The 11,877-nt window shown below is 69.6% G+C and carries 9 protein-coding genes; 6 read left to right on the plus strand and 3 right to left on the minus strand.

Features of this window, described 5'->3' with window-relative positions; translation table 11 throughout:
* Window positions 1–670 precede the first annotated feature (670 nt).
* Together B072_RS0135445 and ptsP are read left to right on the plus strand one after the other, a co-directional pair.
* Window positions 671–1,120, plus strand: a complete 450-nt coding sequence (locus B072_RS0135445) for a PTS sugar transporter subunit IIA (RefSeq protein WP_026246637.1) — start codon at window positions 671–673, stop codon at window positions 1,118–1,120.
* A gap of 76 nt (window positions 1,121–1,196) precedes the next feature.
* Window positions 1,197–2,867 (plus strand): phosphoenolpyruvate--protein phosphotransferase, encoded by a 1,671-nt coding sequence (gene ptsP, locus B072_RS0135450; RefSeq protein ID WP_026246638.1) that lies wholly within the window; start codon window positions 1,197–1,199, stop codon window positions 2,865–2,867.
* A gap of 70 nt (window positions 2,868–2,937) precedes the next feature.
* Here ptsP and B072_RS0135455 read toward each other — a convergent pair whose 3' ends face one another.
* Both B072_RS0135455 and B072_RS0135460 read right to left on the minus strand, forming a co-directional pair.
* The gene (locus B072_RS0135455) at window positions 2,938–3,840 is read right to left on the minus strand and encodes a hypothetical protein (protein ID WP_018534730.1); all 903 of its coding nucleotides are present in this window, start codon (window positions 3,838–3,840) and stop codon (window positions 2,938–2,940) included.
* Window positions 3,841–3,939: 99 nt separating this feature from the next.
* On the minus strand, window positions 3,940–5,913 hold the full coding sequence (locus B072_RS0135460) for an acetoacetate--CoA ligase (protein WP_018534731.1): 1,974 nt from the start codon (window positions 5,911–5,913) through the stop codon (window positions 3,940–3,942).
* A 215-nt stretch (window positions 5,914–6,128) separates the two neighbouring features.
* On the opposite strand from B072_RS0135460, the gene B072_RS0135465 reads away from it, so the two are divergent.
* Window positions 6,129–8,480 carry a glycoside hydrolase family 31 protein gene (locus B072_RS0135465; protein WP_026246639.1) on the plus strand — a complete coding sequence of 784 codons (2,352 nt, stop codon included), beginning with the start codon at window positions 6,129–6,131 and terminating at the stop codon, window positions 8,478–8,480.
* 58 nt (window positions 8,481–8,538) lie between these two features.
* On the opposite strand, the gene B072_RS0135470 is transcribed toward B072_RS0135465, so the two are convergent.
* Window positions 8,539–9,075, minus strand: coding sequence for an NUDIX domain-containing protein (locus B072_RS0135470; RefSeq protein ID WP_018534733.1), 537 nt, complete (start codon window positions 9,073–9,075; stop codon window positions 8,539–8,541).
* A gap of 71 nt (window positions 9,076–9,146) precedes the next feature.
* Here B072_RS0135470 and B072_RS0135475 point away from each other — a divergent pair, with 71 nt between their 5' ends.
* The 3 genes from B072_RS0135475 to B072_RS0135485 all read left to right on the plus strand — a co-directional run bounded on the left by B072_RS0135475 (window position 9,147) and on the right by B072_RS0135485 (window position 11,856).
* Complete coding sequence (locus tag B072_RS0135475; protein ID WP_018534734.1) at window positions 9,147–9,956, plus strand: M15 family metallopeptidase; 810 nt, start codon at window positions 9,147–9,149, stop codon at window positions 9,954–9,956.
* A 254-nt stretch (window positions 9,957–10,210) separates the two neighbouring features.
* A complete protein-coding gene (locus tag B072_RS0135480; protein WP_026246640.1) occupies window positions 10,211–10,669 on the plus strand; it encodes a Zn-ribbon domain-containing OB-fold protein in 459 nt (152 codons plus the stop codon).
* Entirely contained in the window at window positions 10,666–11,856 is a 1,191-nt protein-coding gene (locus B072_RS0135485) for a lipid-transfer protein (protein ID WP_018534736.1), read from the plus strand. The genes B072_RS0135480 and B072_RS0135485 overlap by 4 nt, the downstream gene beginning before the upstream one ends.
* Window positions 11,857–11,877 lie beyond the last annotated feature (21 nt).

Consider the following 11,877-nt stretch of genomic DNA (forward strand, 5'->3'; position numbering starts at 1 on the left):
TTTCCCCGTAATCGGGGTGACACCACGAGAGCGGAACCAGGAGAGGAATAATCTCCCGGTTCACAGCGTCCTCGCTGTGCGCCTGCCAGTCGAAGACCGGCAGGACTTTTTCAAAGGAACCTCGTCCCAGCTGATGCTGGAGACGGGGTATCAACATATCTGGCGTTGATTTTTGGCACGCTGTTGAGTTCTCAAGGAACGGACGCTTCCTTTGTACTCACCCTCTCGGGCTTTCCTCCGGGCGCTTCCCTTCGGTATTTCGTGTTTCCGACTCTATCAGACCGTTTTACCGGCCGATTTCCACGGGGTCTTGCTTCGCTTTCCAGGACTCGCTTTCGCGTTTCCCTTCCGGCGGTCGTAACTCTAACAGCGTTTTCTCGCCTCTCTGACCACACCCGTGAGTACAGAGGTCTAGACCAGAGGTAGGGTTCGACTCGTTAGAGGCCGCAAGGGATCACGGTGCTCGTTGGCATCTCGTGCTCCCAGGCGGAGGTACGACAGTACATGGGCCCCGGTGCGCGGTGCAAATCGTTTGCGGGGTGCTCTACGTCAGCCAACCGGTACCTCTCATGCGGAACCGGGACTTTTTATGACTTACGCTTCTGAACGGTACGTCGTCCAGGACAGGCAGTGACGACGACCATCAATCTCCACCCCTGGGAGGCTTGCCATGACCAATGTGACGTCCCCGCTTGCCGGACGCGCGATTGGGCTCTCCGCCGTTCCTGACCCGGTGTTCTCCGGTGCGATGGTCGGCCCCGGCACCGCCATCGACCCCGCGCGTGAGCCTTCCGAGGCCGTCGCTCCCGTCAGCGGCATCGTCGTTTCCCTTCACCCGCACGCCTTCGTCGTCGTGGACGAAGAGGGGCACGGTGTACTGACGCACCTGGGCATCGACACCGTTCAGCTCAACGGCGAGGGCTTTGAGCTCCTCGTCAACAAGGGCGACACCGTTCAGCGTGGTCAGGCCGTGGTGCGTTGGGACCCGGCCGCGGTCGAGGCCGCCGGCAAGTCTCCGGTGTGCCCCGTCGTCGCGCTCGAGGCCACCGCCGAGTCGCTGTCCGATGTCGTCGAGGACGGCGACATCAAGGCGGGCGAAGCGCTGTTCGGCTGGAAGTAGCAGAGCGCCGTCACTGACGGTCCGCAGGACAACCATCGCGGCGGCTGGGCCCGCCGCACTATCGGAGACGGGTGAGATGGAGACAACGCTGCGAGGCGTCGGCGTGAGCCACGGTGTGGCGATCGGCGAGGTTCGGCACATGGGGACGGCGGTACTGGAGCCGCCGGCCAAGCAGATTCCGGCGGAGGACGCGGAGCGCGAGCAGGGGCGCGCCCGTCAGGCCGTCGAAGCTGTTGCGGCCGACCTGATTGCGCGCGGCAATCTGGCCGGTGGCGAGGCCCAGGCGGTGCTCGAGGCGCAGGCCATGATCGCTCAGGACCCCGAGCTGATCGCCGACGTCGACCGCCGTATCGCTGTCGGCAGCACGGCCGAGCGTGGGATCTACGACGCCTTCTCGCACTACCGGGAACTGCTGGCCGGTGCCGGCGAGTACATGGCCGGTCGTGTGGCGGACCTCGACGACGTGCGGAATCGTATCGTCGCTCGTCTGCTCGGTGTTCCGATGCCGGGTGTGCCCGACAGTGACAAGCCGTACGTCCTCATCGCCCGTGACTTGGCGCCTGCGGACACCGCTCTGCTGGACCCCACGCTCGTTCTCGGTTTCGTCACCGAAGAGGGCGGGCCGACCAGCCACAGCGCCATCCTGGCCCGCGCTCTCGGAGTACCGGCGATCGTGGCTCTGCCCGGCGCGGGTGAGCTCGCCGAGGGCACCGTGGTCGCGGTGGACGGCAGCACGGGCGAGATCTTCGTGGAGCCGAGCTCGGAGAAGCGTGCCGCTCTCGAGGCCGCTGCCGCCGAGCGCAAGGCGGCGCTTGCCGCTTCGACCGGTCCCGGCGCCACCTCGGACGGGCACAAGGTGCCCCTGCTCGCGAACGTCGGCGGACCGGCGGACGTGCCGGCCGCCGTCGAGGCCGGGGCCGAGGGTGTCGGGCTCTTCCGCACCGAGTTCCTGTTCCTCGACGACAGCAAGCAGGCTCCGTCCGAGGAGAAGCAGGTCGAGGCGTACCGCCAGGTGCTCGAGGCGTTCCCCGAGGGACGTGTCGTGGTGCGTGTGCTGGATGCCGGTGCCGACAAGCCGCTGGACTTCCTGACTCCTGGCGACGAGCCGAACCCGGCTCTGGGCGTGCGGGGTCTGCGGTCGCTGCTCGACCACCCCGAGGTGCTGCGTACCCAGCTCACGGCGCTGGCGAAGGCGTCCGAGGGGCTGCCGGTCTACCTCGAGGTCATGGCCCCGATGGTCGCCGACCGCGCAGACGCCAAGGCGTTCGCCGATGCCTGTCGTGAGGCGGGGCTGCAGGCCAAGTTCGGGGCGATGGTGGAGATCCCGTCCGCCGCGCTGCGTGCCCGGTCCGTGCTGCAGGAGGTCGAGTTCCTGTCGCTCGGCACGAACGACCTGGCCCAGTACACGTTCGCGGCCGACCGTCAGGTCGGTGCCGTGTCGCGTCTGCAGGACCCGTGGCAGCCCGCGCTGCTCGACCTGGTCGCCCTGTCCGCCGATGCGGCCAGGGCCGAGGGCAAGAGCTGTGGTGTGTGCGGTGAAGCCGCGTCCGACCCGCTGTTGGCCTGTGTGCTGACCGGTCTGGGTGTCACCTCCCTGTCCATGGGCGCCGCGTCGATCCCGTACGTGCGGGCGACGCTCGGCAAGTACACGCTGGCCCAGTGCGAGCGTGCGGCTGCCGCCGCCCGTGCCGCGGACTCCGCCGAAGAGGCGCGCAACGCCGCTCAGGCGGTGCTGTCCGGCGAGTAGTCGGCCAGTTCAGCTCTTCTGGAGGGCGCTCCACCAACCGGTGGAGCGCCCTTCGCGGTTTCTCGTCAGGTCAGTGCCGGTGCCGGCCGTCCGGGTCGCTCGCGTTCGCCGCCGGTGCGGAGCGGTAGTCGACGTCGGGTTCCGGCGCCATCAGGTCGCCCGAGTAGGCGTCGATGCAGTAGGCGTCGAAGACCTGGGCAGCGGTGAGTTCATGGAGGCCCTCGTCCTTCAGTTGCCAGCCGTACACCTGGTCCCGCTCCCCCGTCCTGCTGGTCCGCAGGACCAGTCCGCACGCGCTGTTCGTGGCGACGGCCAGGGCGAGCACCGTCGTCAGCTCCATGGCCGCGGACTCGTCGAGCCGGACGGTGTCGGGTGCGAGGGCATGGACGTGGAGGACCGCTTGCAGGGGGTCGCGGGTGGTGGAGGCGCTGCACACCATGTGGTGGATGCCCTCGCCGATCGCGTCGAGGACTCGGGCGAGGAGATACGACGCCCGCGCGAAGGCGATCCGGCCGATGTCCTGGCCGCACACCGCGCAGGGGCCGATGTGGGCGAGGACGGACGAGGCGTACGTCCAGGTCGCCCGGCGCACCGCCTCCTCGACGAGGTCGGGGACGAGGTCGGCCAGTGGCTGTCCGTCGTACGGGACCGAGGGGCCCATCGAGGCGAGTTCGGCGGTGAAGCGGGTACGGCTGGTCGCGGTGTCCGGTTCGAGGCCGGTCTCCGCGCAGAACTCCGCGTACTCCTCCGGGTCGAAGAGGGCCACCGTGGTGTGGCCCCCGGACGCGGCCAGGGATTTGAGCAGGCCTTCCACCTGCCGCAGGTATGTCTTGTGGTCCTCGAAGGTGAAGCTGCGGTAGCGCCGCATCGCCGTGAAGTCCTGCTCGTCGGCCAACAGGCCGATGGTTCCGGCGACTTCGCGGCGCAGAGTGCTCCGCATGCCGATGGTCCGGCCGTGCTGGGTGTTCGCCATGATTCCCCCTGAGTGCTCTCGATCAATGCTCACTCAGAGTAATCACGGGTACTGACAATGGCCTGTGGCCGGGGTGCACGACCGGACGTGAGCGGGGGCTCAGGCGCGCTTGCGGGCGATGTCCTCGTAGAACCTGAGGAGGTCCAGGTTGTCGATGGAACCCGGATTCACCGCCTTCTCCAGCGGTGTGCCCTGCAGAAGACGCTTGACCGGGACCTCGATGCGTTTGCCGGTGAGGGTGTGGGGGACGCCGGGGGCTTCGATGATCTCGTCGGGGACGTGACGCGGGGAAAGCTGTTCGCGGATGATCTGCTTGATGCGGGAGCGGAGAGCGTCGTCGAGGACCGTGCCGGGCGTGAGGTGGACGAAGAGCGGCATCCAGTACCCCCCGTCGGGCTGTTCGAGGCCGATGACGAGGGACTCGCGGATCTCGGGGAGGCGTTCCACGGCTTCGTAGATGTCGGCCGAGCCCATGCGGACGCCCTGGCGGTTGAGCGTGGAGTCGGAGCGGCCGTGGATGACGACGGAGCCCCGCGAGGTGAGGGTGATCCAGTCGCCGTGGCGCCAGACTCCGGGATACGTGTCGAAGTAGCTGTCGTGGTACCGGCTGCCGTCGGGGTCGTTCCAGAACCGGATCGGCATGGACGGCATGGGGTTGGTGACGACGAGTTCGCCGACTTCGTCGACGAGAGGGTTGCCCTGTGGGTCCCAGGCCTGGAGGTCCGTGCCGAGGCCGGGTGCCTGGAGTTCGCCGATGTGGACGGGGAGCGTGGCGACGGCTCCGGCGAAACAGGAGCAGACGTCGGTGCCGCCGCTGACCGAGGCGATCCAGAGGTCGGCGCGCACCTCGTCGTGGAGCCAGCGGAAGCCGTCCGGCGGGAGTGGGGAGCCTGTGGTCGCCACACACTTGACGCGGGACAGGTCATGGTCGCGTGAGGGGTGCACGTCGGCTTTGCGGCACGCCATGACGTAGGCGGCGGAGGTGCCGAAGAGGGTCGCGCCGGTGCGTTCCGCGACGGCCCACTGCGCGCCGGTCTCCGGGTATCCCGGGCTGCCGTCGTAGGTGACGATCGTGGTGCCGGTGAGGAGGCCGGAGACGAGGAAGTTCCACATCATCCAGCCGGTGGACGTGTACCAGAAGAAGCGGTCGTCGGGGCCCAGGTCGCAGTGCAGACCGATCTGCTTGAGGTGTTCGACGAGGATGCCGCCCTGTGACTGGACGATGGCCTTGGGGAGGCCGGTCGTGCCCGAGGAGTACAGCACCCACAGGGGATGGTCGAAGGGGACTTCTTCGTAGACAGGTGCCACGTCGCCCGATGTGAGGGCTGCCCATTCCAGGGCTCCTTCGGGGGCCTGGCTCCCGAGCAGGGGGATGTGGACCACTGCGCGCAAGGAAGGCAGTTCGGAGCGGAGTTCGGCCACCGTGTCGCGGCGGTCGTGTTCCTTGCCTCCGTAGCGGTAGCCGTCGACGGTGAACAGGACGACCGGTTCGACCTGTTGGAAGCGGTCCAGGACGCTGCGGGCGCCGAAGTCGGGGGCGCAGGAGGTCCAGACGGCGCCGACGGCCGCGCTGGCGAGCAAGGCGACGACGGCTTCGGGGATGTTGGGGAGGTAGCCGCTGACGCGGTCGCCCGGGCGGACGCCGAGCGTGCGCAGCTCCGCCGCCAGCGAGCCGACCTGTCGGCGGAGCTCGGCCCAGGTGACGGGGCGGGGTTCGTGCGTCTCGTCGACGTGGAGGATGGCGGGGCTGTCCGCGCGTGCGGGGTCGTCCGCGGCGCGCAGGGCGTGAGCGGCGTAGTTGAGGGTGGCGCCGGGGAACCATTCGGCGCCCGGCATGGACCGGTTGCCGAGCACGCGCGCGTAGGGGTGTGTGAAGCGCACGTCGAACCAGTCGGTGACGGCCTTCCAGAACGTTTCGAGTTCGGCGACCGACCAGCGGTGCAGCGCCTCGTAGCCGCCGTCGGCGGGTGCTCCGTGGTGCTCGGCCGCCCAGGCCTGGAAGCGTGTGATCTGTGCGTCGGCGATCTGTTCCCGATCTGGCTGCCAGAGCGGTGACGGGTTCGCTGTGTCCATGGGGCGGCTCCCGGAATGTACGCGGCGTGGGCGTCCTTGGCGCGCACGGGCTGGGGTGTGCGCGTGACGCGGCTGACAGCGACGATGCCACGTGATCGACTTCGGCACCAGGGCGTTCCCCACATAGTCGGTGTCGTGAAGATGTGCTGGCACCACGGGTGAACGGCAGTTGAACGCGGCACGCGCGCGTGGCAGTCAGTGGCAGGGTGAGCGGCATGGACGGTCGTGGCCTGGCGCGCTCGGTGAAGGCGGCTACTCAGGTGGGCGCCGCACAGGGGCTGCGCGCCGTACGCGCCTCGTGGCGGCACCGCCGGGCGGATTCCGTGGGACTGCCGCGGCGTGGGCCGGAGCGTGCCCGGGTGCCGGGGAGCGTGGTCGCGGTGGACCCGGAGCCGGGTGGTGGCCGGGTGCACTTCGCCAGGTCCCGGCTGCGGATCATGGTCACGGTGAACGGGGCTGTCTTCTGGGGCTGGGACGGGGCCGATCCCGAGCCCTCGTACGCCCTGTCCGGGGTGTCTCCGGAACCCGACGCGCGCGTGACGCTGGAGCCCGACAAGGACGGCGGCTGGCGGGTGGTGTCCGAGCGGGCGACGGTGACGGTCTCCCGGCACGGTGCCATCGAGGTGTGCACGCCGGGTGGAGTGATGCTGCGCCGGGATCTGCCGCCACGGTGGTGGGAGTCGGAGGGTGGCGCGGAGCCGCATTGGGTGCAGCGTTCGGAGCTGGCCGCGGACGCGCGGTTCTTCGGGCTCGGTGGGCGTTCTTCGGGGCTGCGGCTGCGTGACGGCACGTATCGGCTGTGGAACAACGGTCCGGGCGGCTCCTTCGCTCCTGGAGAGGATCCGCTGGCCCTCACGATGCCGGTGCAGATGGTGGTCGCCGACGCCGGAACGCATCTGGTGTTCCACGACACGACGTGGGGTGGCACGGTCGATCTGCGCGAGGGGTGCGAGGGCAACGGGTCGGGGCACGACCGTGCCGGGGGTTCCGAGCTGCGCATGGAGGGCGGTCCGTTGCGGTGCTGGACGGTGGTGGGCTCGCCCGCGCGCGTGCTGCACACCTGGGCTCAGTTGACGGGTGGTGCCTCGGTGCCGCCCTCTTGGGCATTGGGGCACCACCATGGTCGACAGGGCTTCGCCAGCGAGGCGGAGGTCCGCCGCGTCGTGGCCGGCCACAAGGAACACATGTTGCCGCTGGAGGCGGTGCACGTGGACATCGGACCCGATGAGGCGCAGGGATTCGCTGCCGATCGTGACGGCTCCGCCTGGTTGCCGCGGCTTGCCGAGGAGTTGCGCGCCGACGGGGTGCGCCTGGTGTCCGTCGTCGCGCCTGCGGTCAAGCCCGTTCGCGGCAACGCCGTGTACGACGGCGGGCGCGCGATCGACGCCTTCGTGCGGGACAGCGCGGGCCGAGCGGTGCGGGGTGTCGTACGGGACGGCGAGTCCGTGTATCCCGACTTCACGGCGGAGCGGGTGCGCAAGTGGTGGGGCGGGCTGTACGAGGAGCGGCTCGGGCAGGGCTTCTCGGGGTTCTCGCACGACATGGACGAGCCCGTGTCCTTGGCCGCGTTCGGGGACCCCACGTTTCCGCTCGCCGCCCGTCACGATCTCGACGGTCGTGGTGGCGATCATCGGGAGGCGCACAACATATATGGGCTGTGCATGGCGCGGGCCGGGTACGAGGGGCTGCGTGAACTCCAGCCTCAGGAGCGGCCTTTCGTGTTCTCGCGCTCCGGGTGGGCGGGGACGGCACGCTACGGGGGGACGTGGTCCGGCGATGTCGCGACCGGTTGGCACGGTCTGCGCTCCTCGCTCTCGCTCGTCCTGGGGCTCGGTCTGTGCGGTGTGCCGTGTTCGGGGCCGGACGTGGACAGCGGCGGAGAGCTGTCGCCCGAGCTGTTCTTGCGCCGGTTCCAATTGGGCGCCTATATGCCGCTGTTCCGTACGCGCTCGGCGTCGCACGCGGACAGCCTCGGACCCTGGGCCTTCGGTGACGAGGTGCTGGGGCACGCGCGCGTGGCGCTGGACGAGCGCCGTCGCCTGCTTCCCTACTTCGTGACGCTCGCTCACCTCGCGCGGCGTACTGGTGCCCCGTATGTGCGTCCCTTGTGGTGGGGGTCGCCCGAGGACCGGGCGCTGCGCGACTGCGAGGACGCCTTCTTGTTGGGTGATTCCTTGCTGGTCGCACCCGTGTGCGAGGCGGGTGTCACGAGCAGGGACGTGCTCCTGCCGCAGGGGCGCTGGTACGACACGGTGACCGGTGAGGCGTTCGAGGGTCCCGCACGGGTGACGGTGCATGCGCCTTTGTCACGGATTCCCGTGCTCGCGCGCGCGGGCGCCGTGGTGCCGGTACGCGCCGACCACGGCGGCATCGCGCTGGACGTCTGGGCCCCGGCCCCCGGGTGCTCGGGCGGCGGTCATGTCGTCCGGGACGCCGGGGACGGCTGGGAGGAGCCGGAGGTCGAGCGGTACCGGGTGCACCGGAACAGCGGGCGTGTGGTCGTCGAGACGGACGGTGAGGGCGGCGGTGAGGAACCGCCCCACCCCGTGCGCGTACGGGGACTCTGAGCGCCCGCAGAGGGCCTTCAGCGCCTTCTGCGGTGGCTTCCCACCACGGGTAGCGGCCTTATGGGTAGCGACCCTCGAACCAGGCGCGGACCGCCAACGTGTGCAGCGGGAAGGCGAGTTCGGCCGGGCGTCGCAGGAGGTGCCAGCCGTCGGTCTCGTCCGTCGGCGCGCTCGCCGGCAGCTGTGCCGCCGGGCGCTCGGGGAGCAGCCCGAAGAGGAGGAGGTGGCCGTCCGGGGCGCTCATGGCGTCGACGAGGCGTACGTCACGGGCTGCCGCGTCGATCCCGGTCTCCTCCTTGAGTTCACGGACGACGGCCTGACGCCAGTCCTCCCGGTCGTCGACGAACCCGCCGGGCAGAGCGACCTCGCCCCGCGCCGGCGCGATGGTGCGGGTGATCACGACCAGCGCCGTGCCGGTCGTGTCGTACACCGGTTGCAGGGCGATCGCCACGGGCAGCGGGTTGCGGTAGGCGACGGAGTCGCAGGCGGCGCAGGTGCGCGGCCAGCCGCGTACGTCGTTCCCGTAGGCGGCTCCGCAGCTCGAACAGTGGGAACCCGGAACGGGATTGATCGCGGGATGGATTGATGCGGACACGGCGCGGACTGTATCCGATCACCGGAGTTCGGTCTTCCCCTACCGGCCCGGCGCCTGATAGACGCTGGACCATGATGCGAACTGCAGCCGCTCTGCGGAAGCTCACTGTCCTGACGGCCGCCGCGCTGCTCGGCGTCGCCGCCGCGCCCTCGGCCGCCGAGGCGACTCCCGACCCGAAAGCGCCCAAGAAGTTCGTGGCGCTCAGCGACGTCGACCCCACGATCCTTCAGGAGATCCGCTACTTCACCGAGCACAACTTCGTGGGTGAACCGGTCGACGGCTACAAGAAGCCGATGTGCATCCTTACGAGACCGGCCGCCAAGGCCCTCCACAAGGCGCAGGTCGGACTCCTGAAGAAGGGGTACTCGCTCAAGGTCTACGACTGTTACCGGCCGCAGCGCGCCGTCGACCACTTCGTGCGGTGGGCGAAGGATCTCGACGACCAGAAGATGAAGGCGGAGTTCTATCCGCAGGTGGACAAGACGCGCTTGTTCGCGGACGGTTACATCGCCGAGAAGTCCGGCCACAGCCGTGGCTCCACCGTCGATCTGACGGTCGTGAAACTGCCTGCGCGACCCACGCGGCCCTACGTTCCGGGCGAGCCGCTCAAGGCCTGCTACGGGCCGCAGAAGGAGCGGTTTCCCGACAACTCCGTGGACATGGGGACGGGGTTCGACTGCTTCGACACGCTGGCGCACACGGACGATCCCCGGATCCAGGGTGTGCAGCGAAGCAACAGGGACCTCTTGCGGAACGCGCTCTCGGACCAGGGGTTCGTCAACTTGCCCGAAGAGTGGTGGCACTTCACCTACAAGCCAGAGCTGTTCCCGGACACGTACTTCGACTTCCCCATCGCGCGGAGGTCCCTGACCGGGCACTGATGTCTCCGAGGACGACGGCGATCCTGCCTGGCAGTCCTCCTTGGACGTCCTTGGACGTCCTTGGACGTCCTTGGACGTCGCGATCCGGCGTCGGCGAGGGCGCGACCGGAAACACCCCCGTGGATCCCGGTCGCGCCCTCACCGGTATGGGGACGCAAGCGGGCCTTACATGGTTCTTACGGGACCCCTGACGCCGGACGGTTGCCCGTGGCACACTTCTGACGTTCCGTCAGATTCGGTGTCGGGGAGGGTTCGTGTCGCGTACGCCTGCTCCTGTCGTGTCCGGTTGGTTCGCCGGGGAGGGGGACGACTTCCGTCTGTTGGGGACGCGGTGTTCGGCCTGCGCGTCCGTGTACTTCCCGCGCGAGGACAGGTCCTGCCGCAATCCGGGGTGCACGGGCGGGGACCTGGCCGAGGTGCCGCTGTCGCGGCGCGGGCGGATCTGGTCGTACACCGACGCGCGGTACCGGCCGCCGGAACCGTACGTCTCGGACCGGGAACTTCCGTGGGAGCCGTACACGTTGATCGCTGTGGAGCTTGCCGCTGAGCGATTGGTCGTGCTCGGGCAGGGAGTTCCTGGGGTGAGTGTGGCCGATCTCGAGGTCGGCATGGAGGTGGAGGTCGTACCGGGGGTGCTCGGCGAGGACGGGGACGCGGCGAGCGGTACGACATGGACGACGTGGCACTGGCGGCCGACGGGGGTGACGGCATGACGGAGGACGTGGCGGTGCTCGGCGCGGGCATGCACCCCTGGGGCAAATGGGGGCGCAGCTTCGTCGAGTACGGGACGGCGGCGGCGCGGGCGGCGCTCGCCGACGCGGGCGTCGACTGGCGGGACGTGCAGTCCGTCGTCGGCGCCGACACGGTGCGCGGCGGATATCCGGGATACGTCGCGGGAGCCACCTTCGCGAAGGCCCTCGGGTGGCAGGGTGCGCGGGTGACCAGCGTGTACGCCGCTTGCGCCTCGGGTGCGCAGGCCATCGGTGCCGCACGGGCGCAGATCCTCGCCGGGCTCGCGGACGTCGTGCTCGTCGTCGGGGCCGACGCGGCACCGAAGGGGTTCTTCCGGCCGGCCGGGGGCGACCGGCCGGACGATCCCGACTGGTTGCGGTTCCGGGTGCTCGGGGCGACCAACCCGACCTACTTCGGTCTCTACGCGCGCCGGCGCATGGCCGTGCACGGAGACACCTTGGAGGACTTCGCCCAGGTCAAGGTGAAGAACGCGGCCTGTGGCGCGCTCAATCCGAACGCGCGGTACCGCAAGACGGTGTCGGCCGAGGAGGTCGCCGCCTCCGCCGTCGTCGCGGATCCGCTGCGGCTGCTCGACATCTGCGCGACGTCCGACGGTGGCGCGGCGCTGGTCCTGTCGAGCATGGAGTTCGCGAGGCGGCGCGGGGTCGCGGATCCCGTGCGGATCCGGGCGGTGTCGACCGTGACGCCGACATTCCCGAACACGGTGCTCGACCTGCCGGACATCGCCACGGACTCGGCCGCGGGGGTCGAGCCGGACGGCTCCTCGTTCCGGTCCTCCATCGCCCGGGCCGCCTACGAAGAGGCAGGCATCGGGCCCGAGGATCTGTCGCTGGCCGAGGTCTACGACCTGTCCACCGCGCTGGAGTTGCAGTGGTACGAGGATCTCGGGCTGTGCGCCGAGGGAGCGGCGGCCAAGCTGGTGCGCGAGGGCGCGACCGCGCCGGGCGGCCGAATACCGGTGAACGCGAGCGGCGGGCTGGCCTCCTTCGGCGAGGCGGTTCCGGCTCAGGCCATTGCCCAGGTGTGCGAGCTGACCTGGCAGTTGCGGGGCACGGCCGGTGCGCGGCAGGTGGCGGACGCGCGGGTGGGGATCACGGCCAACCAGGGGCTGTTCGGGCACGGTTCGTCGGTCGTGGCCGTGCACTGATCCGCCCCGCACCAGCCATTC

It is taken from the genome of Streptomyces sp. HmicA12 (genome assembly GCF_000373565.1).
Taxonomy (GTDB): domain Bacteria; phylum Actinomycetota; class Actinomycetes; order Streptomycetales; family Streptomycetaceae; genus Streptomyces.